The organism is Salinisphaera sp. SWV1 (assembly GCF_052044155.1).
Taxonomy (GTDB): domain Bacteria; phylum Pseudomonadota; class Gammaproteobacteria; order Nevskiales; family Salinisphaeraceae; genus Salinisphaera.
This window is the reverse complement of record NZ_JBQDYE010000176.1, coordinates 1-538: the sequence shown is the minus strand read 5'-3', so window position 1 is coordinate 538 and position 538 is coordinate 1. Positions and strand designations below refer to the sequence as shown.

The following is a 538-nucleotide window of genomic DNA, read 5'->3' as shown; positions in this document are numbered from 1 at the left end:
GATCTATAATCCATAATAAACTGCCCGGCTTCAAACGCACTGCTGCGGTGCTCACTGGTGACACCGACAAAAACGATTTCATCGCCCGGCCATAATTCCCCGATGCGGTGAATCACCGTGACGCGCCCCAGCGGCCAGCGGTTACGCGCTTCATCGACAATTTCTGCCAGTGCTTTTTCAGTCATCCCCGGATAGTGTTCGAGGGTTAATGCTTTGACGCTGTCGCCAAGGTTATGGTTGCGCACCTTACCGGTAAAGGTGACTACCGCACCGTCTTCATCACGCTCCGCCAGCCACGGATACTCTTCTCCTACGCTGAATGGCTGCGGGCCGACAACAATTTTGGTTTCTGCCATCTTAACCTCCGGTTACCGGCGGGAAGAAAGCCACTTCGTCGCCGTCAGTCAGCGGATGGCCAAAACTCACCAGCGTCTGGTTGACGGCAGCCAGCAATTTGCCATCTTCCAGCGCCAGCGCCCAGCGATCGCTCTGCGCAGCCAGATGTTGGCGTAACGCTTCAACGGTTGGGAAATCCGCA

General features: G+C 56.1%; 2 protein-coding genes. Both read right to left on the bottom strand.

The features are described 5' to 3' along the window. A partial coding sequence (gene moaE / locus ACS8YF_RS20110) for a molybdopterin synthase catalytic subunit MoaE (protein WP_440851822.1) occupies nucleotides 1-356 on the bottom strand: 356 nt, incomplete at its 3' end. Nucleotide 357: 1 nt separating this feature from the next. After that, nucleotides 358-538: molybdopterin synthase sulfur carrier subunit (gene moaD, locus ACS8YF_RS20105; protein ID WP_440851821.1), on the bottom strand; the 181-nt coding region annotated here is incomplete at its 5' end.